Raw genomic sequence first — 26,817 nt, 5'->3', positions numbered from 1 at the left:
GACCGCCCCAACTCCCCTACCCCGACAGCTTGATGATCGGGAAGCTCCCCGTCGCCGTCGGCGCGTGCTCCGGCAGCCACAGCACCGCGACCGCGCCCGCCGCCGCCCCTTCGCGGTCCACGCCGCCCGGGGCCGCCACGTTGCGGAACGTCAGCCGGGCGCCCAGCACCCGCGCCTGTCCCTCCGCGATGGTCAGCCCCAGCCCGTGCCCGACGCCCGCCCGGTCCGTCGACCCGGTCCGGAACCGGCTCGGCCCCTCGCGCAGCAGCGCCTCCGGGAAGCCCGGCCCGTAGTCCCGGACCCGTACGACCCGGCCCTCGATGTCGACCTGGACCGGGGGCTGCCCGTACCGCGCGGCATTGGCCAGCAGGTTGCCCAGGATCCGCTCCAGCCGCCGCGGGTCGGTGCTGACGATCTCGTCCGCGACCACCCGTACCGACGCCTCCGGCATCAGCGCGGTCACCCGCCGGCTCACGAACTCGCCCAGCGCCACGTCCTGCAGCTCCGCCCGCTCGGACGCGCTGTCCAGCCGGGCCACCTCCAGTACGTCCTCGACCAGCGCCCGCATCGCCTGCGCCCGGTCCCGCACCAGCTCGGTCGGCCGCCCCGGAGGCAGCAGTTCCGCCGCCGTGAGCAGGCCCGTCACCGGGGTCCGCAGCTCGTGCGCGATGTCCGCGGTCACCCGCCGCTCGGCCTCCAGACGCTGCTGGAGCGCGTCGGCCATGGCGTCCACGGCCCGTGCGAGGTCGTCGGTCTCGTCCCGTACGACGCCCCCGACCGCGTCCCGCACCCGTACGTCGGGATCCCCGTGCGCCACCCGCTGCGCGGCGGCGGCGGCCTTGCGCAGCCGGCGCGAGATCTGCCCGCCGATGAGCACGCCGAGCGCCGCTCCCGCGACCACGACGGAGATCGACCCGACGACCAGGGCCCGGTCCAGGTCGCGCACCATGTTGGCGCTCTCCTTGAACTGGTTGTGCAGCGACAGCACCTGCCCGTTCCCGAGCGGCACCGCGGCCCACACCTCCGGCACGCCCTTGCGGGACTCCTGGATGTACGTCCCGCGCCGCCCCGACCGCGCCTTCTCGCGCAGCGCGACGGGCAGTTCGGGGTCGTTGATCTTGGCGCCCAGGACAGGCTTGCGCCCGGCTTCGACGAAGCGGGCGATGACGTTCACGTTGGCCAGCTGGGCCTCGCGGGCGCTCTCCAGCATCGACACGCGGGCAGCACTGTGCACGACCAGGCTCAGCGCCACGGCGACGAGCGCTCCGACGGCGGCGATGGCGAGCGTGATCTTCCAGCGGATCCCCGTACGGAGGGTGAAGCGCCTCATGCTTTCAGCTTGTATCCGAATCCTCGGACCGTTTCGATGCGGTCCTGCCCGATCTTGGTGCGCAGTCGCTGGACGTGGACGTCCACGACGCGGGTGTCACCGCCCCAGTCGTAGTCCCAGACCCGCTCCAGCAGGCGGTCGCGCGAGAGAACGGTGCCGGGCGCGGAGGAGAATTCCAGCAGCAGCCGCATCTCGGTCGGCGTCAGCGCCACCGGGGCCCCGGCCTTGCGGACCTCCATGCCCTCGGTGTCGACCTCCAGGTCGCCGAAGGCCAGGACCCCGCGCTCCTCGGAGTCGTCCTCGCCGTTCGTGCCCGGCCGGCCGTTCTGCGGGCCGCCGGCGTGGCCGAAGCGGCGCAGCACCGCGCGGATGCGGGCGACGAGGACCGAGCCGTCGAAGGGCTTGGTGACGTAGTCGTCGGCGCCGGCCTCCAGGCCCAGGACGACGTCGATGGAGTCGGCGCGCGCCGACAGCATGATCACCGGGACGGTGGACTCGTCGCGGATCCGGCGGCACAGGCTCACGCCGTCCATACCGGGCACCATCACGTCGAGGAGGGCGATGTCCGGTCGGTTGGCCCGGAAGGACTCCAGACCGGACAGGCCGTCGGGCATGGCCGTGACCACGAACCCGTCGCGTTCCAGCGCCAGGGTCGTGGCCTCACGGATGACGTCGTCGTCCTCCACGAACAGGACATGGGTCTCGGCCATGCGGAAGCCTCGCCTCGGTTCTTCGGTACGTCAGTTCTTCTGGGTGACGGCGGGAGCGGGCTGGGCCCCGCCGTCGATGTTGCTGTAGTCGCTGTGCACCCGGTCCTGCTCGCCGAACTTGTCCCCGTCCCAGCGGTACGTGATCACGTCCTCGCCGGACGGGTACGCGAGCGGGTCGCTCTTGCCGTACACCGGCCTGGTGACCACCAGGTCGCCCCGGTCGATCTCCGCGTAGACGGGCGACTGCTCGTCCGAGAACACATTCTCGTACGTCCCGCCCTGCGACCTGTACACGTAGGAGCCCCGCCCCAGCGCGTCGGCGCAGGACAGCACGTTGACGACGATGTCGACGACCGAGTTCCCGGTGACTTTCCCGTAGCTCACGTCGATCGGGTACTCCTTGCCCGTGCAGGGCTTGAGGTCCCGCTTGACCTCGGCGCTGACCTTGGGGTCCGCCTGGAGCAGCGCGACGGGATCGACCTTCTTGGCGGGCCTGCCCGACGCGCCGGTCGTGGCCGGGACGTGGTCGGGCGGGGTGGCCGTCGGCGAGCCGCTCTTGGACACCGGGTCGGTGTGGGCGGGCCCGCCGTCGCGCAGGCCGGTCCCGCCCGCGCTGCATCCGGCCGCGAACAGTACAGTGCCGGCGAGGACGACCGTCCCCGCCGACATCAGCACCAGCGAACTCCTGCCCCTCGGGCATTGGCCGTTCAGGCCGCGCACCGCTCACGCCCCTCGTACCTGATGGTGTGGTCACCGCGGTGGTCACCGCGCTCCAGCGCGCGCATGTCCAGATCCCGGCTCTCCAGTTCCTGCCGGAGACGGGCCAGTGCGCGGTGCAGGGTGCTCTTCACAGTACCCGCAGACATTCCGAGCGCGGTGGCGGTCTCCTCGGTGCTCATCTGCTCCCAGTGTCGCAGCACGACGACGCTGCGCTGCTTGGGCGCGAGCACCTTGAGGATGTCCATCAGCAGGGCGCGGTCGGCGCGCTGGTCGGAGCCGTCCTCGACGGAGGCGTCCGGGAGCTGCTCGGTGGGGACCTCTTCGAGCTTGCGGGCGCGCCACCACTCGGTACGGGTGTTGATCATGACGCGGCGCATGTAGGCGTCGGCCAGGGACTTGTCGGCGATGCCGTCCCAGCGGCCGTACGTGCGCACCAGGGCGGTCTGCAGGAGGTCCTGCGCGTCCGTGGGGTCCGGAACCAGGCGCCGGGCACTGCGCAGGAGCGCGTCCTGCCGAGTGCGTACGTACTCTTCGAATCCGAGTACCTCGCCGTGCGCCATCTCAGACCGCCTCCGTCCCGTGCAACCGCTCGTCCGTTGCCTCTCGCCCTACGGATTTGAAGGTACGGACGGGTTGTCACGGGCCTGTGCGGGCCAGCCTTCGGTGGGCGCACGGACACCCATAGGTTGTGTAACAGTGCCGTGAGCTGGGGTTTCGCCGAGATAAACGGAACCTCTGGCTCAGCTTGTGGCGGGACTCGCGGGGGTGCTCGCGGCGGGGCTCGTGGGGGTGGTCGCGGTGGTCGTCACAGGGGCGCTTGAGGTGGTCGTCGCGGGGGTGCCTTGCGGCAGCCGGTACATCCCCGCCGCGAGCGGTTCGACCAGCCCGTCCGACACCAGCCCGTCCAGCGCCCGGGCCCGCTGCACGGGCTCGTCCCAGACGGTGTCGAGGACGGCCTGCGGAATCGGCCCGACCGCGTCCCGCAGCACCGCGAGGAGCTTCCCGCGCACCTGCCGGTCGGTCCCCGCGTACGTCTGCCCGCGCCGCGGCGGCCCGTCGTGGGCCGGCTTCCCGGCCAGCCGCCACGCGCACAGCCCGGCCACCGGGCAGCGGGCGCAGTCCGGGGACTTGGCGGTGCACACCAGGGCGCCGAGCTCCATCGATGCCGCCGCCCAGCGGGCCGCGGTGTCCTCGTCCTCGGGCAGCAGGGTCCGGGCCAGGCGCCGCTCGGCCGCGGTGGTGGCGTTCGGCGGGTACTCGACTCCGGTCGTGGTGCGGGCGAAGACCCGGCGCACGTTGGTGTCGAGCACGGCGTGCCGCTGCCCGTACGCGAAGGAGGCCACGGCCGCCGCCGTGTACTCGCCGATCCCGGGCAGCGCGAGCAGCTGCGCGTGCTCCCGCGGTACGTCGCCCCCGTGCCGCTCCGTTATCGCGACGGCCGCGCCGTGCAGGCGCAGGGCCCGCCGCGGGTAGCCGAGCCGCCCCCAGGCCCGTACGGCCTCGCCGGGGGCCTCGGCGGCAAGGTCGGCGGGGCGGGGCCACCGGGCGAGCCACTGCTCGTATACGGGCAGGACCCGGCTGACGGGGGTCTGCTGGAGCATGAACTCGCTGACCATGACCCCCCAGGGGCCGGCCTCGGGGCGGCGCCAGGGCAGGTCGCGGGCGTGCTCCTCGAACCAGGCGATGACCGGGGAGTGCAGCGCGTGGGACGCGTCGGAGGACGTCTCGGGGGAAGGGCTGGTGGATGCAGTCATGGCAACGGCATCCTGGCACGTTTCACGGCTGTCGCGCGGGGCCCGGGCCGGTGAACCAGAAAGCGGCGCGGCCTCCGCTCGCCCGCATGGCGGTGGTGATCGTACTGATCGGACCGGTCAGGGCGGGGACGGCGAGCGCGGCCAGCGCCCCGCCGAGCAGCAGGCCGGCCAGTACGTCGTGGGGGTAGTGGACGCCGACGAAGACGCGGGAGAAGGCCATCAGCACCGCGAGCGGAACGGTCAGCAGCGCGAGGCGGCGCACGGCGAGGGCCAGCGCGACGGCGGCGGCGCCGGCGATGGCCGAGTGGTTGCTGGGGATGGCCGAGTGGTTGCTGGGGAACGACCAGTCGCCGGGCGCCGGGCAGGCGACGAGCGGGGCGGCCGCCCCGGCGACCGCCCGGCAGGGCCGTTCCTCGTCCACGGCGGACTTCACGAGCTCGGAGGCGACGTACGCGACGGCGGTGGCGAGCGGCGCGGCGACGGCGAGGGCGACGGCCCGCGGGCCCGCTTTGGCACGCGCACGCCACCACACGGCTATGAAGAGGAGGCCGAGGAGCAGCAGCCCGTACTCCGTCCAGACCTCGAACGCCGACTGCACCCAGCCGGGTGCGGAGCGGGCGGAGTCGGTGATGTCGCGGTAGAGGCCGGAGGAGTCCATGCTCACCGACCGTACCGAAAGCCGATCAAGTCCGGCATCGGACTCTTGGCCGATTCTCGACGGTCAGAGGTCGGCACGCAGGATGATCATCGGCAAAACAAGCCGGTTGCGCGGCATGTGGGGCGCGGATCGGGCCGTGGACTCTCGTAAAGTTCCGTCCGTGGGATCTATGCGCAATCCGGTCGGGCCGCTCCCCTCCTCCATCTACTGGCGACGGAGGGCTGTGCTGGCGTCCGTCGTCGCCCTGCTCGCGCTCCTTGCCGTATGGACCGTCAGTTCCGGTGGGGGCAGGTCGAGTACGAACGGCAAGGGCGGTGACAAGGGGCCGAAGCCCGTCACGTCGATCACCCCCGGGCCGGCGGGGACGGGGCCGGCGATCAGTCAGGCACCGGGCGGGCGTGTGGAGTCGGGCGGCGGCGCGGGCAAGAACGGTGAACCGGGCGGCACTCCGGGCACGGGTTCCGCGTCGGACGGTGGCACCGGTTCCGGCGGCAGCGGCGGTACGGGTGGCACCCCGCCCCAGGTCCCTGCGGACTCACCCCTCCCCACATGCGCCCCGGGCGGGCTCCAGTGGGAGGTCAAGAGCGTGAAGAACGAGTACGAGACGAGCGAGAAGCCCCGCCTCGAACTGGTCGCGCGCAATGTCTCCGGCACGACCTGCAAGGTCGATCTCGGCCCGAGGCAGGCGGTCCTGACCATCCTTCAGGCGAGCACGAGCAAGGCGGTCTGGTCCTCGGCGGACTGCCCGTCGGGCGCGGGCAACGCGTTCTTCCGGGTACCGGCGCAGGGCGAGACGAAGCAGTCGCTGGAGTGGGACAGGAAGTTCAGCGCCCCCGACCAGTGCCAGACGCCTCCGGCGGGCGCCGCGGCCCCGGACACGTACGTGGTGGAGGTCAAGTCCCCGGGCATGCCGGTGGCCCGGACTTCGTTCGTCCTGAAGCAGGACTGAGCAGGACTGAGCAGGACCGAGCAGGACCGAGCGGGACTGAGACTGAGGGGAGCCCGGGGGCTGAGCCCCCGGGAAACGGCGGTCAGACGTACCGTTCGAGGATCGAGGACTCCGCCAGCCGGGACAGCCCCTCGCGCACGCTGCGCGCACGGGCCTCGCCCACTCCGTCCACGGCCTGGAGGTCGTCCACCGACGCGGCCAGCAACTTCTGCAGGCCCCCGAAGTGCTCGACCAGCCGCTCGATGATGGCCCCCGGCAGCCGCGGAATCTTCGCCAGCAGTCGGTACCCCCGCGGGGACACCGCCGAGTCCAGGGTCTCGGGCGAGCCGGTGTACCCCAGCGCCCGCGCCACGATCGCCAGCTCCAGCAGTTCCGGATGCGTCAGCGCGTCGAGCGCCGGCAGCGCCTCCTCCACCGTGCGGGAGCGCTTCGCCGTCGGCTCCGGCACGTAGTCCCGGATCACCAGCTCCCGCTCCTGCTCGATGCCGACCGTCAGCTCGTCCAGCTGGAGCGACAGCAGTCGTCCGTCCGTGCCCAGCTCGACCACGTATTCAGCGATTTCCGTGGCAATGCGGCGAACCATTTCCAGCCGCTGCGCGACCGCCGTCACGTCGCGCACCGTGACCAGGTCCTCGATCTCCAGCGCGGACAGCGTCCCGGCGACCTCGTCCAGGCGGAGCTTGTACCGCTCCAGCGTGGCCAGCGCCTGGTTCGCCCGCGACAGGATCGCCCCGGACTCCTCCAGGACCCGCCGCTCCCCGTCCACGTACAGCGCGATCAGCCGCATCGACTGCGACACCGACACCACCGGGAAGCCGCACTGCTTGGAGACCCGGTCCGCGGTCCGGTGCCGCGTCCCCGTTTCCTCCGTCGGGATCGAAGCGTCCGGCACCAGCTGGACGCCCGCCCGCAGGATCTTGGTGAGGTCCTTGTCCAGGATCAGCGCGCCGTCGAGCTTGCACAGCTCGCGCAGCCGGGTCGCGGTGAACTCCACGTCCAGGACGAAACCGCCCGTGCACATCGCCTCGACGGACTTGTCCATCCCGAGGACGATCAGGCCGCCGGTGTTGCCGCGGACGATCCGTTCCAGACCGTCACGCAGGGGCTGACCAGGTGCGACCGCGCTCAGCGAGGCGCGCATCATGGCCTCCTGCTTGGAGCTCGCGCCCGACTTCCCGGATGCTGCTGCCCCGTCCTTGGCTGCCACTGCACTCCTCCGGTTGCGGGTTGCGCCGCCTGCGTACGGCCGGGCGGACCAGCACAAAGTCTACCGGCGCGCGCTGCGCGCCCGCCGTGGCTTGGCGAGGTGCGCTCCCGCGGGACCCCGTACGGGCCCCCTCACCAGCGGCTACTCGTCGGCCGCTACTCCTCGGCAGCTACTCCTTTGCTCCTTGGCGGCTACTCCTTGGCGGCTACTCCTTGGCCGCCGCCCGCGAACGCCCGCGCGGCAGGACGCGCAGGGCGTCGCCGATGTCCGCGACCTCGATCACCTTCATCCCGGCCGGCACCTTCCCCGGATCACCGGGCACCAGCGCGTGCGTGAAGCCGAGCCGGTGCGCCTCGGCGAGCCGCCGCTGTACGCCCGTCACCCGCCGCACCTCGCCCGCGAGCCCGACCTCGCCGATCGCCACGAGGTTCTTCGGCAGCGGTACGTCGCTCGCCGCCGAGGCCAGTGCGAGGGCGATCGCCAGGTCGGCGGCCGGCTCGGTCAGCTTCACCCCGCCCACGGTGGCGGAGTAGATGTCGCGCTTGCCGAGCGCGGTGATCCGGCCGCGCTGCTCCAGCACCGCCAGCATCATCGAGACGCGCGAGGTCTCCAGACCCGAGGTGGTCCGCCGGGGCGAGGGGATCTGCGAGTCCACGGTCAGCGCCTGCACCTCGGCGACGAGCGGACGCTTGCCCTCCAGGGTCACCGTCAGGCAGGTCCCGGGGACGGCCTCCGCGCGCCGGGTCAGGAACAGCCCGCTCGGGTCGGCGAGCCCGGTGATCCCCTCGTCGTGCAGTTCGAAGCAGCCGACCTCGTCGGTGGCGCCGTACCGGTTCTTCACGCCGCGTACGAGGCGCAGCCGCGCGTGCCGGTCGCCCTCGAAGCTGAGGACCACATCGACGAGGTGCTCCAGCAGCCGGGGGCCGGCGATCGCCCCGTCCTTGGTGACGTGCCCGACCAGCAGGGTGGCCATCCCGCGCTCCTTGGAGGCGCGGATCAGGGCCCCGGCCACCTCGCGGACCTGGGCCATGCCGCCGGGCGCGCCGTCGATCTCGGGCGAGGCGACGGTCTGTACGGAGTCCAGGACCAGCAACGAGGGCTGTACGGCGTCGAGGTGGCCCAGTACGGCGGAGAGATCGGTCTCGGCGGCGAGGAAGAGGTGGTCGTTGAGCGCGTTGATCCGGTCGGCCCGCAGCCGCACCTGGCTCGCCGACTCCTCGCCCGTGACGTAGAGGGTGCGGTGCGCTTCGCCGGCCGCCTTCGCCGCGACGTCGAGCAGCAGCGTCGACTTCCCGACGCCCGGCTCCCCGGCCAGCAGTACCACGGCGCCGGGCACGAGCCCGCCGCCGAGGACCCGGTCCAGCTCGTCCACGCCCGTGCTGCGGGCGGTCGCCGTCCGGCCGTCGACCTGCGCGATCGGGAGGGCGGGCGCCGAGACCCGGCCGGCGGCGGTGGTCCGTACGGCGGGCGCGCCGCCCATCTCCTCGACGGTGCCCCACGCCTGGCATTCGGGGCACCGCCCGAGCCATTTCGCGGTCGTCCAGCCGCACTCGGAGCAGCGGTAGGACGGCCGGTCCTTGGCGGATGAACGAGATGTACGGGCAGCCATGCGGCCCACGGTATCCGGAGCCTGTGACAGCGCCGACCGCTCGGCCGGGCAGCGCGGCGGACGGTACGGCGGACGGCACGGCGGACGGTACGGCGTCAGGGCCGCAGTCAGCACACGTTCGATCTGTTCACCCGTAAGGGCTAAAACAGCTGAAGGCTTCACGGCCGTCACCGGCGTGCGGCCTACCTTCGCCAGGGTGAACAGCAGCAATCAGGAAAGCCCCGCCCAGCGCACCGGCGCACACCGGGCGCACGGGCGCACGCCCCCCGCGGGCCCCCCTGAACGCCTCGAGGGCCTCGAAGAAAACCGCGAGGGCCTCGATCGAGAACAGCCGTCCCGGGCACACCAGCCGTCCCAGTCGTCCCAGCCGTCCCAGGTACCTCAGGCGCCGTCCCCGCTCCGGCACGAGCCGTACCTGGACGGCCTGTTCACCTACTGCCTGTCGGTCCTCTGCGACCACGACGCCGCCACGGAGGTCCTCGCCGAGGTCCTCGCCGTCGCCGAGCGGTACCCCGGCCGCTGTCCCGACGAGGGCGACCGGCGGGCCTGGCTGTACGCCCTCGCCCGCTGGGCCTGCCTGCGGCGGCTGGCCGAGTACCGGCGGACCCGGCAGGGAGCGCATTCCGCCCGGCGCACGCCGGAGCGCAGGAACTCCGAGCATGCCGAGCACTCCGAGCACGCGCCGGAGGCGTACCGTTCCGGCTCCCTCGACGTGAGCGCGTACCGGCGCACCGAGCTGGCCCGGCTCGCCTGGCCCGAGGCAGCCGGGACCACGCCCGCGCAGCGCGAGGCCCTCGAACTCGCCGTCCGCCACCGCCTCGGCGTCCCCGAACTCGCCGCCGTCCTCGGCACGCCCCCCGCCCTCGCCCGGGAGCTGCTGGCCGGCGCCGCCTGCGAGGTGGAGCGGACCCGCGCCGCCCTCGCCGTCGTCGAGACCGGCGGCTGCCCCTCCGTATCCCGGCTCACCGGCGACGGCGACGGGCAGGTGCTGCTGTCCACCACCCTGCGCGCCGAGCTGGTCCGCCACGTCGACGACTGCCCGCGCTGCCGCCGCGTCGCCGAACGCGCCGACGCCGCGTCCCCCTGGCCCGGCACCGGCGGCATCGACGCCGCCCTCCCGCTGGTCCCCGCCCCGCGCACCGCCGTCCGCGCGGCCATGGTCCGCTCCGGCGGCCGCCGCCGCGGGCGCCGGCCCGGCCCGCGCTTCGACCGCACCGGCTTCCCGATGGACCCCCGGGACCGCGCGGCCCGCCGCGACCGGCTGCGCGCGCGGGCCGTGACCGCCACCGTCGTGGCCACCGTCGTCGCCGCCCCGGTCCTCGCGCTGTGGGCGGCGTACCGCGGCGCCCCAAAGACCGGCGAGCCCGTCGGTACGGACTCCACCCGGATCTCCGCGAGCGAGTCCGGTTTTCCGGCCCTGCGGCAGGACGGCCGTCCGCTGCGCGCGTACGAGAACGCCGGCAACACCGCCCACACCACCGGCGAGCCCGGCTTCGCCCCGGGCGGCGCGGACCCGGACGGCTCGGACGTCTCCGTCGAGGTGATCAGCACCGGGGCGAGCGCCGCCCCCGACGACCGGGCGGGGCCCCCCGGGCGGCTCTCCGTCGCCGCCTCCTCGCACGGGGGCACCACCATGCTCACGCTGACCGCGTCCGGCGGGGCCCCGGTGGACTGGCAGCTCTGGTCCGACGCGCCCTGGCTGCGGGCGAGCCGCTCCGCGGGCACGCTGGATCCCGGTGAATCGTTCACGGTGTGGATCACCGTCGACACCGCGGCCCAGCCGGTGGGCGCCTGGTCCGCCCGGATCGGGGTGGAGCCGGGCGGCGTCGTGATCTCCATCCAGGGCCGCGGCCGCCCGGCGCCCACGCCCCCGCCGGAGCCCGCGGACCCGACGCCGGCGCCGACACCGAGCCCGACGCCGCCGCCCACGCCGAAGCCGACGGAAACCCCGACGCCGACGCCGACCCCCACGCCGACCCCCACGCCGACTCCGACGCCGACCCCGACTCCGACGGCGAGCGCCTCGGCAGGAGGAACGGTTGGCCCGCCGGCGGACCCGAGCGGGCCGGGGCCGTCCTGAAGGGCTAGGAGACGGCGGGGTCGGCGGGGTGCGGTGCCATCGGCAGCAGCGAGGACAGCCGTGCCTCGCACAGCTTCACGAGGGCCTCGTACCCCTCCTTGCCCATCAGCTCGGTCAGCTCGGCGCGGTACGACACGTACACCGGATCGCCGGCGCCGTGCGCCGACGTCGCCGACGTGCACCACCAGTGCAGGTCGTGCCCGCCCGGACCCCAGCCGCGCCGGTCGTACTCGCCGATCGACACCTGGAGCACGCGGGTGTCGTCGGGCCGGTCGATCCACTCGTACGTCCGGCGGATCGGCAGCTGCCAGCACACGTCCGGCTTGGTCTCCAGCGGCTCCTGGCCGCTCCTGAGCGCCAGGATGTGCAGCGAGCAGCCCGCCCCGGCGGGGAAGCCCGGCCGGTTGAGGAAGATGCACGCGCCGTCCCAGCGGCGGGTCTGCTTCTCCCCGTCGTCGTCGTGCTGCGTCCACCCGGTCTCGCTGCCGACGTCGTGGAACTGCCACAGCTCGGGGGTCAGCCGCGCCACGTGCTCGGCGACCCGTTTCTCGTCGTCCTCGTCCGAGAAGTGCGCACCGAGGGTGCAGCAGCCGTCGTCGGCCCGGCCGGCCTGGATGCCCTGGCAGCCGCTGCCGAAGATGCACGTCCAGCGGGAGGTGAGCCAGGTCAGGTCGCAGCGGAAGACCTGCTCGGTGTCGGCGGGGTCGGGGAACTCCACCCAGGCGCGGGGGAAGTCGAGCCCCTTCTCATCGTCACGAGCGGCGGCGGCGGCGGTGGTGGCGGAGGCCTTGGCCTTCTTGCCTGCTTTGGACTTGTTGGCCTTCTTCGTATTTGGCACAAACCCAAGCCTAAGGGCCCCTTACGTCACCCATACTCCAGCCGCACAGTAGCGTTTCCTCGTATGAGACTCGGTGTCCTTGATGTGGGTTCGAACACGATCCATCTGCTGGTGGTGGACGCGCACCCCGGCGCGCGCCCGCAGCCGGCGCACTCGCACAAGGTGGAATTGCGGCTGGCGGAGCTGCTCGACGAGCGCGGAGCGGTCACCCCGGAGGGCGTCGAGCGCCTCGTCTCGGTGATCGGCGAGGCGGCGCAGGCCGCCGAGGACAAGGGCTGCGAGGACGTCGTCCCCTTCGCGACCAGCGCCGTGCGCGAGGCCACGAACGCGGACGAGGTCCTGGCCAGGGTGCTGGCCGAGACCGGCGTCGACCTGCCCATCCTGAGCGGTGAGGACGAGGCGCGCCTCACGTTCCTGGCCGCCCGGCGCTGGTTCGGCTGGTCCGCGGGCAAGCTGCTGGTCCTCGACATCGGCGGCGGCTCGCTGGAGATCGCGTACGGCATCGACGAGGACCCCGACGCGGCGGTCTCGCTGCCGCTGGGCGCGGGCCGCCTCACCACGGGCTGGCTGCCGGGCGACCCGCCGGACCCGGCGGACGTACGGGCCCTGCGGCGGCACGCGCGGGCCCAGATCGCCCGTACGGTCGGGGAATTCAGCCGCTTCGGGGCGCCGGACCACGTGGTGGCGACGTCGAAGACCTTCCGTCAGCTGGCCCGCATCGCGGGCGCGGCCCGCTCGGCGGACGGCCTGTACGTCCAGCGGGACCTGACCCGCAAGTCCCTGGAGGAGTGGGTCCCGCGGCTCGCGGCGATGACCACCGCCCAGCGCTCCGCCCTCCCGGGCGTCTCGGAGGGCCGCGCGTCCCAGCTTCTGGCGGGAGCCCTGGTCGCGGAGGGCGCGATGGACCTCTTCGGCGTGGACGAACTGGAAATCTGCCCCTGGGCCCTCCGCGAAGGCGTAATCCTCCGCCGCCTGGACCACCTCCCGTCCTGACGGCCGCGGTACGGGGCGTGCGGGGGCGGGGCGGGGCGGGTACGGCGCCTGCGCGGGCGGGTGCTGTCGGCGCGGCCGGGGCTTCGGGGGCTTCGCTGGGGCGGGGCCTTCACCCCCCTGGCTCCACCACCGCGCGGCGGTGGCTGCCCACCCGCCTCCGGGGTGAGGCCGACGGCCGGTAGCCCCCGTCGGGTCGGCACAGGCAGCATTTCGCTCAGGCAAGCGCCGCCTGCAAGACCAGGGCTTCGGGGCCGGTAGCCCACTGATCGGCATCAGGGGAGGGTTTGGGGTTTCCCGCCAGTCCCATCGTCTCTCCGTGCCGGGCCGGGCCCTCAAGGGCGCTCCCTGCGGTCGCGTCGCTCCGCGACGGCCTTCGGCCGCCCTTGACCGCCCGCCCCGCCCCGGAAAGACAAGGACTGCCGGGAAGCCCCCAAAAGGACGGTCACCTGGGCACAGGCCTTGAGCAGGGCGGCATCAGCGCCGCCAAGGCCCGGTCCGGGGGGTGCCGGCTGCCCGGCCGGGCCCTGTGAGCAGGCCCGTTCCGGGGCGGGGCGGCCCAGCCGTAGCCGGACAGCGACCACCCCCCATCGGCGTCGGGCAGGCGGGCACCACGCGACAGATCGCTACGCGCTTCGGTCGGCATGGCGTCCGGCGGCCGTCTGGGCGCGCTCATGAGGGTTGGGGGCGGGCCCCGGATTGAGAGTGTTGGGCTCCGTCTGGCTGGCGCTCGGTCCTGTGGCAGGTTCGACGTTGTCGACCGACGTGGAGAATTCACGGCCCGATGCGGCCCGGATGTAGGCCAGATCCATCCAGTACTCCCGGGCGGCCACGGTCGAGACGTTCTCGTTGATCACTGCCATCAGCTCGCCCTCCGCACCGGAAGCAACATCGCGCACCCGACGGCGCAGCAAGGGGTGCGGTTGGTACTCGTAGGCCTCAGACATCGGACCGCTCACCTGCGCTGCGCAGGAACCGCTGCCAGCCGGCATTGGCACGGGCCACCAGCTGGGGGCTGGGGCCTGCTGGCGGGGCGGGCCAAGTGGTAGCGGTGTGCCTTGGCTTGGGGCGTTCGTCTGCGATGTTCGTGTTCATGGGCCGATGATGGGCTGGCACGAAGAGGGGCAGATAGGCCATCGTGCGGCCATCGGTGGCCACGTGGCGGCCATGGCCGGGGACAGATGCGATGACACCTCAAGCTGGGGCCATGGGCCACCGCAATGACGCTCTCCGGGCAGCGCGACTCCGCGTCGGCTGGCGCACCATGGACCAGGCCGCGAAGGGTTTATCGGTACATGGGCGGCAGCTCCTCGACGATCGGCACTTCGACGTGTCGCCGCGCACGTGGCGGCGGTGGGAGGGCGAGCGCCCGGGCTGGCCGCCTGCGGAGACCGCTGTCGTGTTGCACGACGTGTTCGGCCAGTGGCCCGAGGATCTGGGATTCACGACGCCCGACGGCTGGATCCGTCCCGAGACACACCAAGAGGACGACGTGAACCGACGGCAGTTCGTGTCCGTTACCGCCGCGGCTCTCCTAGCCGGGCCGACCGCGCCCCAGCACGTCGACCCCGCCCTCGTCGACTACTTCCAGCAGCAGCTCGAAGGGCACTACCGGGCCGACATGTACCTCGGCCCTCACGATCTGATCGGTACCGTCAGCGCGCAGTACCAACTGATCGACAAGCTCATCCGTTCAGCGAAGGGCGAGGTACGGCGTGGTCTCCTGCGCGCCGGGGCCGCCTATGCCGCGCTCGTCGGCTGGCTTTACCAGGACGCGGGCGATCTCGGCGCTGCCGCGTTCTGGAGGGGTGTCACCCAGGAGATCGCGGTCAGGTCCCGCGACCCGCACCTCATCGGGTACAGCCTGGTGAACCAGGCTCAGGTCCGTACGGATCTGGGCGATGGCTGCGGGGCCATCGACCTGTGCGAGGCCGTCCTCGACGAACCGGACGGACTCTTTCCCAAGGTGAGGATCATGGCCATGCAGCAGCAAGCACACGGCGCCAGCCTCATGGGTGACCGGACCGCCGTCGATCGGCTCATCGATGCGGCCGGGGGACTTCTCTCCCGTGTCGACGATGACTTGCCCTGGGGCAATGCCTGTCGCAGGACTCCGGGGTACCTGGAAGTGCAGCGCGCCACGTGTTACGGACGACTCGGTCTTGGTCGGGAAGCAGGCTCGCTCTGGGCGCAGGTTCTGGACGGAGTACCCGCCACCGCTCGCCGGGACCGTGGCGTGTACCTCGCCCGACAGGCCACGGCGGCGGCCGCGGCGAGGGATCCTGACCATGCCGTCGAGATCGCTCGCCAGGCAGTGGAGATCGCCGTCGAGACCCGGTCCGCGCGTATGTGCCGTGAACTCGCCACTCTGGAGCGGGTGATGCGTCCGTGGCACGATGCCCCGGTAGGCCGGGACCTGGCCGAGGTCCTGGCGCGCCTGTGAACGAGGGGGGCTGACATGGCCGTACCGAAGCCGCTGTCCGACGAGGAGATTGCGGAGCGCCTGGCAGGCCTGCCAGGCTGGGAGCGGAAGGGTGACGAGATCACCCGTGTGTACGAGATCCGCTACCACGCTGCGGTGGCGGCGATCGTGACCATCGCGGACCGGTCCCGGCGGATCCACCATCATGCCGACCTCGATCTGCGCATCGACCACCTTCGGGCGTCCATCACGACACACGACGCTGGGTACCGGCTCACCGCCGCAGACTTCGACCTTGCGCACCGGATCGACATGATCGTCGCCGCGCACCAGGCCCTCCCGCTGGATTGACCCCCGCTTCGGGTCTGTCCCTTCCCGTCGGTAAGGGGGAGGGGTGCTCGCGGTTCCCGTGGTTGCTGAGGCGTTGACCGGTCCGGTGGCGGTGTGTGGGTGGTGATCGTCACGGCGGGGGACGGGGGTGGGACCGTACTCTGTCTCCGTGGCAGAACCTGTTCGGATCCCGAGTGCGAAAGTCGCGCTTTCCACTGCCTCCGTTTATCCGGAGTCGACGGCTACCGCCTTCGAGATCGCCGCGCGCCTCGGGTACGACGGCGTCGAGGTGATGGTCTGGACGGATCCGGTCAGCCAGGACGTCGGTGCCCTGCGGCGGCTGTCGGACCAGTACCAGATGCCGATCCTCGCCGTGCACGCGCCCTGTCTGCTCATTACGCAGAGGGTGTGGTCCACCGATCCGTGGACCAAGCTCCAGCGGGCGCGGGCCGCGGCCGAGCGGCTGGGGGCGTCCACCGTCGTCGTGCACCCGCCGTTCCGCTGGCAGCGGCAGTACGCGCGGGACTTCGTCGGCGGGATCTGGCGGATGGCCGACGAGACCGATGTGCGGTTCGCCGTCGAGAACATGTACCCGTGGCGGTATCGGGACCGCGAGATGCTGGCCTATGCCCCCGAGTGGGACGTCACCAAGGACGACTACCGGCATTTCACCGTTGATCTGTCACACACCGCGACCGCCCGGACCGACGCCACCGAGATGATCGACCGGATGGGGGACCGGCTCGCGCACGTGCACCTCGCCGACGGAAACGGTTCGGCGAAGGACGAGCACCTGGTTCCGGGTAGGGGGACGCAGCCGTGTGCCGAGTTGCTGGAGCGGCTCGCCCGGGTCTCCTTCGACGGGCACGTCGTCATCGAGGTCAACACCCGCCGCGCGATGTCCTCCGCCGAGCGCGAGGCCGACCTCGCCGAGGCGCTGGCCTTCACCCGGCTGCACCTGGCCTCCAGCGCCGCCCCGACCAGTACCCGCCGGCCATGACGGAACCCGTCAAGCCGCGCCGCGGGCCCGGCCGGCCCCGCCAGGACGAGGCCGACGAGGGCCCCGGCACCCAGGAGCGGATCCGGCTCGCCGCCCGCGAGGTGTTCGCGGAGCGCGGGTACGACAAGACCTCCGTACGCGGCATCGCGAAGGTCGCCGGCGTGGACCCGGCGCTGGTCCACCACTACTTCGGCAGCAAGGACGACCTCTTCGCCGCCGCCATCGAGGTCACGATGGAACCCGCCCTCGTCGTCCCCGCCATCGTGGGGGAGGGCCCCGAGGGCATCGGGGAGCGGCTGGCCCGCTATTTCCTGGGCATCTGGGAGAACCCGGTCACCCGGGCGCCCCTGCTCGCCGTCATCCGCTCCGCCCTCACCCACGAGGCCGCGGCGGCGGTGCTGCGCCGGCTGATCCTGCGCCGGGTCCTGGAACGGGTCGCGGCCGACCTCGACGTCCCCGACCCCACCTTCCGCGCCGAGCTCGCCGCCTCCCACATGATCGGCATCGCGCTCCTGCGGTACGTGGTCCAGGTCGAGCCGCTCGCGTCCGCCGACCCGGAGGACATCGTCACCCTGGTTGCGCCCACCCTTCAGCGTTACCTGACCGAGGAATGACCGAGGAATGACCGAGGAATGACCGAGGAATGAGCCGCCCGTATCGACATGCGGACCGCCTGTCCGCATCGCGGGCCGGGAGCGTAGCCTCGTAACCGAGCCATATCCACAGTCATGCACAGTCGCGGCGGGCGTGCGAACGCCACCGCACTCATGGGGAGTGAACCCGATGCCCGAGCTGAGGTCCCGTACCGTCACCCACGGCCGCAACATGGCGGGCGCACGCGCCCTTATGCGTGCGTCGGGCGTAGCGAGTGCGGACATCGGGAAGCCGATCATCGCGGTCGCCAACTCCTTCACCGAGTTCGTCCCCGGCCACACCCACCTGGCCCCGGTCGGCCGGATCGTCTCCGACGCCATCCGCGCCGCCGGTGCGATCCCGCGCGAGTTCAACACCATCGCGGTCGACGACGGCATCGCCATGGGGCACGGCGGCATGCTCTACTCCCTGCCCTCCCGCGACCTGATCGCGGACAGCGTGGAGTACATGGTCGAGGCGCACTGCGCCGACGCGCTCATCTGCATCTCCAACTGCGACAAGATCACCCCCGGCATGCTGATGGCCGCCATGCGCCTCAACATCCCGGTCGTGTTCGTGTCGGGCGGCCCGATGGAGGCCGGCCAGGCCGTCCTCGTCGACGGCACCGTCCGCAAGCTCGACCTGATCGACGCCATGGTCGACGCCTCCAACGAGAACGTCTCCGACGAGGACGTACTGCGCATCGAGGAGAACGCCTGTCCGACCTGCGGGTCGTGCAGCGGCATGTTCACCGCCAACTCCATGAACTGCCTCGCCGAGGCCATGGGTCTCGCGCTCCCCGGCAACGGCTCCGTCCTCGCCACGCACACCGCCCGCCGCGCCCTGTACGAGGACGCCGGCTGGACGGTCGTCGAGATCACCAAGCGGTACTACGAGCAGGACGACCACTCGGTCCTGCCGCGCTCCATCGCGACCCGCCAGGCCTTCGAGAACGCCATGGCCCTCGACATCGCCATGGGCGGCTCGACCAACACGATCCTGCACCTGCTGGCCGCCGCGCAGGAGGCGGGCCTGGAGTACGACCTCACCGACATCGACGAGGTGTCGAGGCGGGTCCCGTGCCTGGCGAAGGTCGCGCCGAACGTGGCGCCCGGCGGTACGTACTACATGGAGGACATCCACCGCGCCGGCGGCATCCCCGCCATCCTCGGCGAGCTGCACCGCGGCGGGCTCCTGAACAAGGACGTCACGACGGTCCACTCGGAGAACCTGGAGGACTGGCTGGCGAAGTGGGACGCGCGCAGCGGCACGGCCTCGGAGGAGGCCATGGAGCTGTGGCACGCGGCCCCCGGCTGCGTGCGCTCCGCCACCGCCTTCTCGCAGTCCGAGCGCTGGGACAACCTCGACCTGGACGCCGAGGGCGGCTGCATCCGGTCGGTGCAGCACGCGTACTCCAAGGACGGCGGGCTGGCGGTCCTGCGCGGCAACATCGCGGTCGACGGGTGCGTCGTGAAGACGGCGGGCGTCGACGAGTCGATCTGGACCTTCGAGGGCCCGGCGGTCGTCTGCGAATCGCAGGACGAGGCGGTCGACAAGATCCTCCGCAAGGAGATCAAGGCGGGCGACGTCGTCGTCATCCGGTACGAGGGCCCGCGCGGCGGCCCCGGCATGCAGGAGATGCTCTACCCGACGTCGTTCCTGAAGGGGCGCGGGCTCGGCAAGGTCTGCGCGCTGGTGACGGACGGCCGCTTCTCCGGAGGCACCTCGGGCCTGTCCATCGGCCACGCCTCCCCGGAGGCGGCCTCGGGCGGCGACATCGCCGTCGTCGAGGACGGCGACCGCATCCGGATCGACATCCCGAACCGCTCGATCGAGCTGCTGGTGGACGAGGCCACGCTGGCCGCCCGCCACGCGGCCCTCGGCGGCGTCTACGCCCCGAAGAACCGCGAACGCAAGGTCTCGGCGGCGCTGCGCGCGTACGCGGCGATGGCGACGAGCGCCGACAAGGGCGCGGTCCGCGACGTGAGCAAGCTGGGCGTCTGACGCCCCCCGCGCCCCCACTGCGCACCGGAGCCACTGCGAACCCCGTCGGGAACCCCCGGCGGGGTTCGCCGCTTCCGGGGGCTGCGCCGGGGCCGGGTCACCACCCCGTGGGGCCGGCGGCGTCGACCGCGAAGACCGTGCCGTCCGGGGCCGTTCCGTAGACCCGGCCGGCAGCGGAGACCGGGGCCGGCAGGGTGGCCGTGAAGCCGTCGCGGCCGTCGCCCGGGCGCGGCCGCGTCTGGCCCACCAGCCGCCCGGTCCCGGCATCGACCGCCAGCAGCCGGCCGTCCGGCGCCGTCAGGTGGATCCGGCCGTCGGCCGCCACCGGACGGGACGCCACGGCCAGGCCCGTCTCCAGCCGCCACTGCTCCCGCTCGGCGCCCACCGCGATCAGCGCACCCGAGACCCCGACCGCGTACACGACGCCGTCCGCGCCCACCGCCGCCTCCGCGTCGAACAGCGGCACCGACAGCCGGACCCGCCGTACCGCCTGTGTCGCCGCATCCACCCGGACCACCGCGCCGGTCTTGCCCTCCGTATCGACCTCCAGCAGGTACAGCCCGCCCCGCGCGGCCCCGACCGGCCGCAGCCGCCCCGCCGTCCGCAGCTGCCGGCGCACCGCTCCGTTCGCCGGATCCACCGCCAGCAGCTGCGAACTCCCGCCACCGCTGTCCGGCGTCGACACGTACACCGCCGCGCCGTCGCCCCACCACACGGAACCCACCCCGCCGAGCTGCTTCGTCCATCGCACGGACCCGCTCGCCGCGTCGAGGGCCGTCACGCTCCCGCTCGGCGCTACGAGCAGCACCTGCCCGCCCGCCGCCACCGCCCGCGCGCCGTCCGGCAGCTTGCGCTGCCAGCGCTCGGCGCCCGTACCCGGATCCAGCGCCTGCAGCGTCCCGCCGCCCGGCGCGGCCACGAGCACCAGCCCGCCCCCGTGCATCGGTGCACCGTCCGCCGCCGTCCGGGTCGCCGGGGCAGCCGCCTTCACCGACCACACCACCGACCCGTCGGCGGGATTGAGCCGGGCCGCCGCCACCCCCGGCCCGGCGCAGTACAGGGCCGCCGCCTCCCCCTCCCCCCAGGAACAGGCCCCGGTCCGATTGCCCGCCCTCGGCTCGCCCAGCGCGACCGCCCACGGTACGAACGGCTTCGCCGGCGCCGGACCGGTCTTCGAGGCGATCTGCCCCAGCGGTCCGGCCCCCGCCCCGAAGTGCAGGTACCCGCCCACGGCCCCGCCCGTCAGCAGCAGCCCGACCGCCGCCGCGACCACCGCCCGCGCCCTGCGCCGCCCCCGACCGGCGTGACCCGCGTGATCGGCCTGACCGGTCCGACCGGCCTCGACGGCGATCCGCTCCCGCCGGTGGGTGGCTTCGGCTGCCGACCCCGCCTCGACCGGCCGCCGCGGCTGCGGAACGAACACCTGCGTGTCCTCGGAGGTCGGGTACGCCACCGCCCGCATCTCCGCGATCAGCTCCTCCGCGGTGGGCCGGTCCGCCGGCTCCTTCGCCAGGCACCGCGCCACGAGCGGTACGAGCTGCTCCGGCAGCCCGGTCAGGTCGGGCTCGGCATGCACGACCTGGTACGCCACCAGGTAGTGGCTGTCGGAGTCGAACGGCCCGTGCCCCGTCGCCGCGTGGACGAGTACGGCGCCCAGCGCGAAGACGTCCGCGGCCGAGCCCACCTCCCGCGGGCGCTGGAACTGCTCCGGCGCCATGTACGGCGGCGTCCCGATCAGCTTCCCCGTCTCGGTCCGCAGATCGCTGTCCGCCGGCCGCGAGATGCCGAAGTCGATGACCCGCACCCCGTCCGGGGCCATCAGTACGTTGCTGGGCTTGAGGTCCCGGTGGACGACCCCCGCCCGGTGGATGTCCCGCAGCGCCTCCGCCAGCCCCGCGGCGAGCCGGGCCAGCTCGACGGGGTCCAGCACCCGCTCCCGTACGCGCTCGGCCAGCGTCGGGGCGTCGATGAACAGGGTGGCCATCCACGGCCGTTCGGCATCCGGATCGGCGTCCACGACGGGCGCGGTGAAGGCCCCGCTCACCCGCCGCGCGGCGGCGACCTCCTGCCGGAAGCGGGCCCGGAACTCCGGATCGACCGCGTGCTCGGCGTGCACGATCTTGACGGCGAGTTTCAGCCCCGAACCGGAGGTGGCCAGATGGACGACGCCCATCCCGCCGGAACCGAGCACCGATTCCAGCCGGTACTGGCCGGCGTACTCAGGAAAGCCCACGTAGTCCGCGCGCAGAGAATGCACCGCTCAACCACCCCCGCCGGAGCCTAGTCGATGGGCCGTACGAATCTCCAAGGGTCCTGCTACCCTGCGCGAGTTGCGCACGGCAACACCCGTGGGGGGAGATTTCACATGTCCGTGGAGAATGATTCCAGCCAAGTCCAGAGCCTCGCCGCAGACTCGGGATTCCAGACGTTTCCGGTCGCTCCGGGGTACCGCGTGAACGTCCGCAGCGGTCCGGGGACGAACTACTCGGTCATCGACACCCTGCCGTACGGCGCGAGCGTCGCGATCCGCTGCCAGTGCGACGGCACGACCGTCTCGGGCCCGTACGGCACGTCGGACATCTGGGACTGCATCGGCAACGGCCGCTTCGTCTCCGACGCGTACGTCAAGACCGGCGCCGACGGCTACGTCGCGAACCGCTGCGGCTGAGGCTCTGAGGCCCCGGGCCGCCTGCCGCCTGCCGCCCGTCTGCCACGTGAGACGACCCCGGCAGGGCCGGCGCGGCGAGGGATAATCGCCGGTGTGAGCGACGACGACCAGCGAGACCAGACCCCCGCCGAGCCGGCCGCGCAGGCCCCCGCGGCCTCCGCCGGGCCCGAGCCCGAGCCGATCCGGTTCTTCGGCACCACCTGGGTGAACCACGACGGCGGCTACGCCCTGCGCCGCGTCGCCATCGCCGTGGGTTCGCTCGTCACCGCCGTCGCCGCGGCCGTGCTGCTCCGCCTCTCCTACGAGGGCCTGGAGATCGGCAACGTCGGCCCGTTCCTCAGCATCTCCGTCGTCGTCCTCTTCGCGATCGCCAGCTCCATCGCCTTCGTCAAGACCTGGGACTCCTTCAGCCGCCGTCCCGCCCCGTCCTCCGACGAGGCCGCCCTCAAGGGCCTGAAGACGATCGGTTTCATCGGCTCCCTCATCGCGTACTTCCTGCGCTGCTTCTTCGAGGCCCCCGGCGAGAAGCTGCGCCGCGCCGAGTACGAGCGCGCCACCGCCGAGTTCGCCCGCCGCCGCAGCACCCGTACGGGCAACCCGGCCGCGCGCCGCCCCAAGCGGAAGAAGTAGCCCCGCCCCGGCCCCGGCCTGTTGACGCCCCGGCACAGCCGGGAGCATTATTCATCGCATGATGAATAACCCGCAGGCGCCGCCCAGCGAGCCCGCCCCGCCTGCCCCGCCCGCCGTCCACGCCCGCGGGCTCACCGTCCGCCGCGGCACCGGCCGCACCCCGCGCACGGTCATCGACTCCATCGCCTTCGACGTCCCCCGCGGCCGCATCACCGGCCTCCTCGGCCCCTCCGGCTGCGGCAAATCCACCCTCATGCGCTCCATCGTCGGCACCCAGGCCCACGTCACCGGCACCCTCGACGTCCTCGGCCGCCCCGCCGGCTCCCCCGAGCTCCGCTCCCGCATCGGCTACGTCACCCAGGCCCCCTCCGTCTACGACGACCTCACCGTCCGCCAGAACCTCGACTACTTCGCCGCCGTCCTCGACCCGGGCCGCGCCGCCGCCGACCGCCGCCGCTCCACCGTCACCCGCGCCATCGCCGACGTCGACCTCACCACCCACGCCGACGCCCTCGCCGGCAACCTCTCCGGCGGCCAGCGCAGCCGCGTCTCCCTCGCCGTCGCGCTCCTCGGCACCCCCGAGCTCCTCGTACTCGACGAGCCCACCGTCGGCCTCGACCCCGTCCTGCGCCGCGACCTGTGGAACCTCTTCCACGACATCGCCGCCACCCGCGGCGCCACGATCCTCGTCTCCTCCCACGTCATGGACGAGGCCGAGCGCTGCCACGAACTGCTCCTCATGCGCGAGGGCCGCATCCTCGCCCGGGACACCCCCGACGCACTGCGCACCCGTACGCACTCCACCACCGTCGAGGAGGGCTTCCTGCGCCTCGTCGACGAGGCCGACGCCGAAGCGAAGCCCGAGGTCATCCGATGAGCGCCGCCCGCACCGCCGCCACCGCCGCCCGCGTCCTGCGCCAGCTGCGCCACGACCCGCGCTCCATCGCGCTGATGCTGCTGGTCCCCGTACTGATGCTGACGCTGCTGCGCTTCGTCTTCGACGGCGACGCCCGCACCTTCGACGGCATCGGGGCGTCCCTCCTCGGGATCTTCCCGCTCATCACCATGTTCCTGGTGACCTCGATCGCCACCCTGCGCGAGCGCACCTCCGGCACCCTCGAACGCCTCCTCGCCATGCCGCTGGGCAAGGGCGACCTCATCGCCGGCTACGCCCTCGCCTTCGGCGCCGTCGCCGTCGTCCAGTCCCTCCTCGCCACCGGCCTCGCCCTCTGGATCCTCGGCCTCGACGTCGTCGGCTCGCCCTGGCTGCTCCTGCTCGTCGCCCTGCTCGACGCGCTCCTCGGCACCGCCCTCGGCCTGTTCGTCTCCGCCTTCGCCGCCAGCGAGTTCCAGGCCGTCCAGTTCATGCCGGCCGTGATCTTCCCGCAGCTCCTGCTGTGCGGCCTGTTCGCCGCGCGCGACACCATGCACCCCGTCCTCGAAGGCCTCTCGGACGTGCTGCCCATGTCGTACGCCGTGGACGGCATGACCCAGGTCCTCGCCCACACCGACATGACCGCCGACTTCGTCCGCGACGCCGTGATCGTCGCCGCCTGCGGGCTGCTCGTCCTCGCCCTCGGCGCGGCCACCCTCCGTCGCCGTACGCCCTGACCGGGCCCTGACCGGGCCCTGACCGCACTGCGGACAGCCCCTCGTCGCGTGTCTCACGGGTGAAAGGATGAGGAGGCAAACGCATCACGCGTGAGAGAAACGTTCGGCGAGGTGAATCGGGCATGACCCAGACAGTCGCAGTCCTCGGTACCGGCAAGATCGGCGAGGCCCTGCTCAGCGGAATGATCCGTGGCGGCCGGCCCGCCTCCAAGCTCCTCGTCACCGCCCGCCGCCCCGAACGCGCCGAGGAGCTCCGCGCCCGCTACGGCGTCGAGGCGGTCAGCAACGCCGAAGCCGCCAAGCGCGCCGACACCCTCATCCTCACCGTCAAGCCGCAGGACATGGGCAAGCTCCTCGAAGAGCTCGCCCCGCACATCCCGGCCGACCGCCTGGTCATCAGCGGCGCCGCCGGCATCCCCACCTCCTTCTTCGAGGAGCGGCTCGCCCCCGGCACCCCCGTCGTCCGCGTCATGACGAACACCCCCGCCCTCGTCGACGAGGCCATGTCCGTCATCTCGGCCGGCAGCCACGCCACCGCCGAACACCTCGCCCACACCGAGGAGATCTTCGGCGGCGTCGGCAAGACCCTGCGCGTCCCCGAGTCCCAGCAGGACGCCGCCACCGCCCTCTCCGGCTCCGGACCGGCGTACTTCTACTTCCTCGTCGAGGCGATGACCGACGCCGGCATCCTCCTCGGCCTGCCCCGCGCCCAGGCGCACGACCTCATCGTCCAGGCCGCCATCGGCGCCGCCGTGATGCTCCGCGACAGCGGCGAGCACCCGGTCAAGCTCCGCGAGGCCGTCACCTCCCCGGCCGGCACCACCATCAACGCGATCGTCGAGCTCGAACGGCACGGCGTACGGGCCGCCCTGATCGCAGCCCTGGAAGCGGCCCGCGACCGCAGCCGCGAACTCGCCTCCGGCAACAGCTAGAGGACGGCGGTACGGGCCCCCGCACGCGCGGGGGCCCGTACTCGCGGGGGGGCCCGTACGACCCGGTGCCCTTCAGGGCTCCAGCAGCCCGATGGCCCGGTACGCCCGGTCCACGATCGGCCGCGCCAGCGCCCGCGCCCGCCCGGCCCCGTCCCGCAGCACCTTCTCCACCGCCGCCGGATCGGCCGCCAGCTCGGCGTGCCGCTCCTGCACCGGCCGCAGCAGCTCCACCACCGCGTCGGCGACATCCCGCTTCAGCGCCCCGTACCCGCTGTACTCCTCCGCGAGGGCGGCCGGATCCCCGCCGGTGCAGGCGGCCAGCACGTCCAGCAGGTTTGCGACCCCCGGCCGCGCCTCCCGGTCGTAGACCATCCCGCCGTCCCCGCTGTCGGTCACGGCCCGCATGAACTTCTTCCGGATCACCCCGGGCTCGTCCAGCATGAACACGACCCCGGGCCCCGCCCCGCCGGACTTCCCCATCTTCGACGTCGGCTCCTGGAGGTCCATCACCCGCGCGGCCACCTGCGGCAGCGTCGCCTTCGGCACCGCGAAGGTCTGCCCGTACCGCTGGTTGAACCGCACCGCCAGATCCCGGGCCAGCTCCACGTGCTGCCGCTGGTCCTCACCGACCGGGACCTCCTCGGTCGCGTACGCCAGGATGTCGGCGGCCATCAGCACGGGATACGTCAGCAGCGACAGCCGTACGCCCTCCCCGGACGCCTGCGCCTGCGCGGACTTCTCCTTGTACTGGATCATCCGGCGCATCTCTCCGTCGGTGGCGGTGCACTCCAGCACGTACGAGAGCCGGGTGTGCTCGTCCACGTGGCTCTGCATGAACAGGGTGCACTTCTCCGGGTCCAGCCCGGAGGCGAGGAACAGGGTCGCCGCCTGCCTGCTGAGCCGGCGCACCCGCGCGGGATCGTGCTCGACGGTCAGTGCGTGCAGGTCCACGACGCAGAACAGCGCCTCGTCCGGCTCCTGGTCGGCGGCGACCCACTGCCGGACGGCCCCCAGGTAGTTCCCCAGCGTCAGGTGCCCGGTCGGTTTGATCCCGCTGAAGATCCTCGTCATGTCCTGTCTCCCTGTTCGTGGCTGGTGTCGGGACCGCCGCGTCGGGCGACCGAGCCACTCCCGGGAGGGGAGAAACAGAAACGGCCGCCGTAAGCGGCGGCCGTGAGCGCATGCGTGCTCGCGTGGAAGGTCGGCCGCCGTCAGGCGGCCCACCAGCGAAGGCTGGACGTGAGCGCATGCGTAGTCATGGGGATCAGGCTAGCCCTTCAGGTGGCCCCTGTCCCGGGGTTGACACACCTGTCCGAGGTCCGTAAGGTTCTTCGAGTTGTCCGACGTGAGCGCCGACCCCGGTCGGTCCCCGGACAGCCATCCCGCACTACACATTCGAACGAACGATGCACTGTGTCGTCTCGTTTTCATGCGTATTTGCGAATGAGGAATCCACGTCCAAGGACACAGCCAAGGACGCGGCCGCCGATTAGGTTCGGGGGCAAGGAATCCGCTACTGTCTCACTCGCCGCAAGGGCCCAACAGCCCAAGCGGCGGAACCCGCTGACTGGGAGTCAGGCCCGAAAGGATCTGATAGAGTCGGAATCGCCGGAAAGGGAAAACGCGAAAGCGAAGACCCCGGAAAGCAAGCGGAACTGACTCTGATAGAGTCGGAAACGCAAGAACGAAGAACGAAAGCCCGGAGGAAAGCCCGAGAGGGTGAGTACAAAGGAAGCGTCCGT

At 72.5% G+C, this 26,817-nt stretch carries 24 protein-coding genes and 1 pseudogene; 13 read left to right on the top strand and 12 right to left on the bottom strand.

The window, feature by feature from the left end:
• Positions 1 to 16: 16 nt before the first annotated feature.
• The 6 genes and pseudogenes from cseC to ACIQU4_RS21870 all read right to left on the bottom strand — a co-directional run bounded on the left by cseC (position 17) and on the right by ACIQU4_RS21870 (position 5,172).
• Complete coding sequence (gene cseC / locus ACIQU4_RS21895) at positions 17 to 1,330, bottom strand: two-component system sensor histidine kinase CseC (protein WP_403733216.1); 1,314 nt, start codon at positions 1,328 to 1,330, stop codon at positions 17 to 19.
• A complete protein-coding gene (gene cseB, locus ACIQU4_RS21890) occupies positions 1,327 to 2,040 on the bottom strand; it encodes a two-component system response regulator CseB (protein WP_403733214.1) in 714 nt (237 codons plus the stop codon). Before cseB ends, cseC begins: the two co-directional genes overlap by 4 nt.
• Before the next feature lie 30 nt (positions 2,041 to 2,070).
• Positions 2,071 to 2,709: a hypothetical protein gene (locus ACIQU4_RS21885; protein ID WP_403734022.1), complete on the bottom strand. Its 639-nt coding sequence runs from the start codon at positions 2,707 to 2,709 to the stop codon at positions 2,071 to 2,073.
• A gap of 38 nt (positions 2,710 to 2,747) precedes the next feature.
• The gene (locus tag ACIQU4_RS21880) at positions 2,748 to 3,320 is read right to left on the bottom strand and encodes a SigE family RNA polymerase sigma factor (RefSeq protein WP_403733211.1); all 573 of its coding nucleotides are present in this window, start codon (positions 3,318 to 3,320) and stop codon (positions 2,748 to 2,750) included.
• A gap of 285 nt (positions 3,321 to 3,605) precedes the next feature.
• Positions 3,606 to 4,514: pseudogene (locus ACIQU4_RS21875) on the bottom strand (A/G-specific adenine glycosylase); the annotation flags it as partial.
• Between the two features lie 22 nt (positions 4,515 to 4,536).
• Positions 4,537 to 5,172, bottom strand: coding sequence for a phosphatase PAP2 family protein (locus tag ACIQU4_RS21870; RefSeq protein ID WP_403733208.1), 636 nt, complete (start codon positions 5,170 to 5,172; stop codon positions 4,537 to 4,539).
• A 169-nt stretch (positions 5,173 to 5,341) separates the two neighbouring features.
• Here ACIQU4_RS21870 and ACIQU4_RS21865 point away from each other — a divergent pair, with 169 nt between their 5' ends.
• Positions 5,342 to 6,121, top strand: a complete 780-nt coding sequence (locus ACIQU4_RS21865) for a hypothetical protein (RefSeq protein WP_403734019.1) — start codon at positions 5,342 to 5,344, stop codon at positions 6,119 to 6,121.
• A gap of 82 nt (positions 6,122 to 6,203) precedes the next feature.
• Here the strand turns inward: ACIQU4_RS21865 and disA are convergent, their stop codons facing one another.
• Both disA and radA read right to left on the bottom strand, forming a co-directional pair.
• On the bottom strand, positions 6,204 to 7,328 hold the full coding sequence (gene disA, locus ACIQU4_RS21860) for a DNA integrity scanning diadenylate cyclase DisA (protein ID WP_403733206.1): 1,125 nt from the start codon (positions 7,326 to 7,328) through the stop codon (positions 6,204 to 6,206).
• 205 nt (positions 7,329 to 7,533) lie between these two features.
• Positions 7,534 to 8,937: a DNA repair protein RadA gene (gene radA / locus ACIQU4_RS21855; protein WP_403733202.1), complete on the bottom strand. Its 1,404-nt coding sequence runs from the start codon at positions 8,935 to 8,937 to the stop codon at positions 7,534 to 7,536.
• A gap of 196 nt (positions 8,938 to 9,133) precedes the next feature.
• Between radA and ACIQU4_RS21850 the strand changes: the two genes are divergently transcribed.
• Positions 9,134 to 11,017: a hypothetical protein gene (locus ACIQU4_RS21850; RefSeq protein WP_403733199.1), complete on the top strand. Its 1,884-nt coding sequence runs from the start codon at positions 9,134 to 9,136 to the stop codon at positions 11,015 to 11,017.
• A 4-nt stretch (positions 11,018 to 11,021) separates the two neighbouring features.
• Here ACIQU4_RS21850 and ACIQU4_RS21845 read toward each other — a convergent pair whose 3' ends face one another.
• Entirely contained in the window at positions 11,022 to 11,855 is an 834-nt protein-coding gene (locus ACIQU4_RS21845) for a hypothetical protein (protein WP_403733196.1), read from the bottom strand.
• Positions 11,856 to 11,918: 63 nt separating this feature from the next.
• Here ACIQU4_RS21845 and ACIQU4_RS21840 point away from each other — a divergent pair, with 63 nt between their 5' ends.
• The gene (locus ACIQU4_RS21840; RefSeq protein WP_385591194.1) at positions 11,919 to 12,848 is read left to right on the top strand and encodes a Ppx/GppA family phosphatase; all 930 of its coding nucleotides are present in this window, start codon (positions 11,919 to 11,921) and stop codon (positions 12,846 to 12,848) included.
• A gap of 623 nt (positions 12,849 to 13,471) precedes the next feature.
• Here ACIQU4_RS21840 and ACIQU4_RS21835 read toward each other — a convergent pair.
• The gene (locus ACIQU4_RS21835; protein ID WP_403733193.1) at positions 13,472 to 13,792 is read right to left on the bottom strand and encodes a hypothetical protein; all 321 of its coding nucleotides are present in this window, start codon (positions 13,790 to 13,792) and stop codon (positions 13,472 to 13,474) included.
• A 317-nt stretch (positions 13,793 to 14,109) separates the two neighbouring features.
• Here ACIQU4_RS21835 and ACIQU4_RS21830 point away from each other — a divergent pair, with 317 nt between their 5' ends.
• The 5 genes from ACIQU4_RS21830 (at position 14,110) to ilvD (ending at position 19,234) form a co-directional block, all read left to right on the top strand.
• Entirely contained in the window at positions 14,110 to 15,288 is a 1,179-nt protein-coding gene (locus tag ACIQU4_RS21830; protein WP_403733191.1) for a Twin-arginine translocation pathway signal, read from the top strand.
• A gap of 15 nt (positions 15,289 to 15,303) precedes the next feature.
• Complete coding sequence (locus ACIQU4_RS21825; protein ID WP_403733189.1) at positions 15,304 to 15,618, top strand: 4a-hydroxytetrahydrobiopterin dehydratase; 315 nt, start codon at positions 15,304 to 15,306, stop codon at positions 15,616 to 15,618.
• A gap of 148 nt (positions 15,619 to 15,766) precedes the next feature.
• Positions 15,767 to 16,597, top strand: coding sequence for a sugar phosphate isomerase/epimerase family protein (locus ACIQU4_RS21820; protein WP_403733186.1), 831 nt, complete (start codon positions 15,767 to 15,769; stop codon positions 16,595 to 16,597).
• Positions 16,594 to 17,211, top strand: coding sequence for a TetR family transcriptional regulator (locus ACIQU4_RS21815; protein WP_403733184.1), 618 nt, complete (start codon positions 16,594 to 16,596; stop codon positions 17,209 to 17,211). Before ACIQU4_RS21820 ends, ACIQU4_RS21815 begins: the two co-directional genes overlap by 4 nt.
• Positions 17,212 to 17,380: 169 nt before the next feature.
• Positions 17,381 to 19,234 carry a dihydroxy-acid dehydratase gene (gene ilvD / locus ACIQU4_RS21810; RefSeq protein WP_403733181.1) on the top strand — a complete coding sequence of 618 codons (1,854 nt, stop codon included), beginning with the start codon at positions 17,381 to 17,383 and terminating at the stop codon, positions 19,232 to 19,234.
• 97 nt (positions 19,235 to 19,331) lie between these two features.
• On the opposite strand, the gene ACIQU4_RS21805 is transcribed toward ilvD, so the two are convergent.
• A complete protein-coding gene (locus ACIQU4_RS21805) occupies positions 19,332 to 21,491 on the bottom strand; it encodes a serine/threonine-protein kinase (RefSeq protein ID WP_403733178.1) in 2,160 nt (719 codons plus the stop codon).
• 108 nt (positions 21,492 to 21,599) lie between these two features.
• Between ACIQU4_RS21805 and ACIQU4_RS21800 the strand changes: the two genes are divergently transcribed.
• The 5 genes from ACIQU4_RS21800 (at position 21,600) to proC (ending at position 25,075) form a co-directional block, all read left to right on the top strand.
• A complete protein-coding gene (locus ACIQU4_RS21800) occupies positions 21,600 to 21,902 on the top strand; it encodes an SH3 domain-containing protein (RefSeq protein WP_403733176.1) in 303 nt (100 codons plus the stop codon).
• A gap of 93 nt (positions 21,903 to 21,995) precedes the next feature.
• A complete protein-coding gene (locus ACIQU4_RS21795; protein ID WP_403733173.1) occupies positions 21,996 to 22,532 on the top strand; it encodes a hypothetical protein in 537 nt (178 codons plus the stop codon).
• 58 nt (positions 22,533 to 22,590) lie between these two features.
• The gene (locus ACIQU4_RS21790) at positions 22,591 to 23,409 is read left to right on the top strand and encodes an ABC transporter ATP-binding protein (RefSeq protein WP_403733172.1); all 819 of its coding nucleotides are present in this window, start codon (positions 22,591 to 22,593) and stop codon (positions 23,407 to 23,409) included.
• Positions 23,406 to 24,143 (top strand): ABC transporter permease, encoded by a 738-nt coding sequence (locus ACIQU4_RS21785; RefSeq protein WP_403733169.1) that lies wholly within the window; start codon positions 23,406 to 23,408, stop codon positions 24,141 to 24,143. The genes ACIQU4_RS21790 and ACIQU4_RS21785 overlap by 4 nt, the downstream gene beginning before the upstream one ends.
• A 122-nt stretch (positions 24,144 to 24,265) precedes the next feature.
• Positions 24,266 to 25,075 carry a pyrroline-5-carboxylate reductase gene (proC, locus tag ACIQU4_RS21780; protein ID WP_134072388.1) on the top strand — a complete coding sequence of 270 codons (810 nt, stop codon included), beginning with the start codon at positions 24,266 to 24,268 and terminating at the stop codon, positions 25,073 to 25,075.
• A 72-nt stretch (positions 25,076 to 25,147) separates the two neighbouring features.
• On the opposite strand, the gene trpS is transcribed toward proC, so the two are convergent.
• Positions 25,148 to 26,146, bottom strand: a complete 999-nt coding sequence (gene trpS, locus ACIQU4_RS21775) for a tryptophan--tRNA ligase (RefSeq protein WP_403733166.1) — start codon at positions 26,144 to 26,146, stop codon at positions 25,148 to 25,150.
• Positions 26,147 to 26,817: the final 671 nt, after the last annotated feature.

It is taken from the genome of Streptomyces sp. NPDC090741 (assembly GCF_044769045.1).
In the GTDB taxonomy this organism is placed as follows: Bacteria; Actinomycetota; Actinomycetes; order Streptomycetales; family Streptomycetaceae; genus Streptomyces.
This window is presented reverse-complemented; position numbering and strand designations above follow the sequence as displayed.